The sequence below is a fragment of the Bartonella sp. AP7XZML genome (genome assembly GCF_042195745.1).
GTDB lineage: Bacteria > Pseudomonadota > Alphaproteobacteria > Rhizobiales > Rhizobiaceae > Bartonella.
The window spans coordinates 1-1,285 of record NZ_JBHIOT010000111.1 but is presented as its reverse complement, the minus strand read 5'-3'; the positions used below and the strand labels follow the sequence as shown (position 1 = coordinate 1,285).

Sequence of the window (1,285 nt, the reverse complement as noted above, 5' to 3'; positions counted from 1 at the left end):
TATGTAACGGGACCACGCTTTTCTTCTGTCAATGCACAGACATGGACCGCGCATCAAGATGAGGCTTTAGCCTTTCGCGTGCTGGCGGCACGCTACACACAAACAGAAAAAACCATTGATCTTGGCACTTTTGATCTTGTGGACTGCTCTGATTTGCAAATACGCGCAGCCATTGAATTGCCTTCAAGCGATTGTTCTGTCATCTTTGAAATTGAAAGAAACAACGGATCGGTTTATCAACTCCTGCCCTTTCAATTGCTAAGCCTTACCGAATATATCAGTGAAAAGGTAAAGCTTCGCGCCATTCTCAAAGGGACAGAGAAGCTCTCACCTGTTTTGTTTGCTCCTGTTCAATTGATTGCGGGGAAGATTCATAAGGAAGCCACTTATGTCACCCGTGCTTTTGCCTTTGGGGAAAAGGCAAGGTTAACGAGCTATATCAAAACCTTTTTACTAGGCGGTGCAACCTTTACACTAGAAATGCAACTGGATGATGGTGCTTTCACCCCTTTGAAACTCGACGAAACAGAGCAACTCGCTGAACCGCTTTGGACAGAGCGCAAATTTATCAGTGGTGATAAAACAGCTAAACAAGCGCGCCTCAAACTCACGCTTACCGGTGGACCGGCGGCGCGGTCAATGGTGAGCGATTTTGGCGCCGGCATATTATGAGGGGAAAATGAGACATGACAAAAACCAAAAAACTCGACATGGAATTGCCTAAAGAAGGTCGTTTTATCAGTTCTGAATTCCCAATCTTGCGGGAAAACTTGACCAAAATTGATCAAGCTCTTTTGGCTGTTGAGGAAAAGGTAGACGAAAAAGCACCTTCAAAACACACGCACACAATAAGTGATGTTGCAGATCTTGAAACAGCCTTGAAGGGCAAAATGGCAGCGGATAAAACCTTCACTTTGACCGATTTAAGCGATATCGAGGGTGCTAAGGACGCCGCCAACAATTATGTACTCTACAAAGCAAGCAACAATCATTTTACCTTTGGCAGTGCTATCTCTTTGCTTGGCTCTCATCAACATAAGATTGAAGATATTGTGGGGCTCGATAAATTTAGAGCCAAGATCAATGAAGATCTCACAGCCTATGGTCGCCTAAAACAAGCCAATGAATGGCAAAGTTATAATAAATTTACTAGCAAAGTCACTATGAGTGGCGGTTTAGAGCTGTTGGGTAATTCGTCGTTTAGCCTCACCCATAATGGTGAAATAGTTACCAGTTTAAGCACAACGGGAAGCTTGCTTAAAGGACCACTTAAAGTGGATGGTGA

At 44.0% G+C, this 1,285-nt stretch carries 1 protein-coding gene and 1 pseudogene; both read left to right on the top strand.

Annotated features, from left to right (window positions below):
* Nucleotides 1–672 (top strand): annotated as a pseudogene (locus ACFILT_RS09165) (DUF4815 domain-containing protein); the annotation flags it as partial.
* A gap of 14 nt (nt 673–686) precedes the next feature.
* Nucleotides 687–1,285, top strand: a 599-nt coding sequence (locus tag ACFILT_RS09160) for a Bgr_08870 family protein (protein WP_375679962.1), incomplete at its 3' end; no start/stop codon positions are given.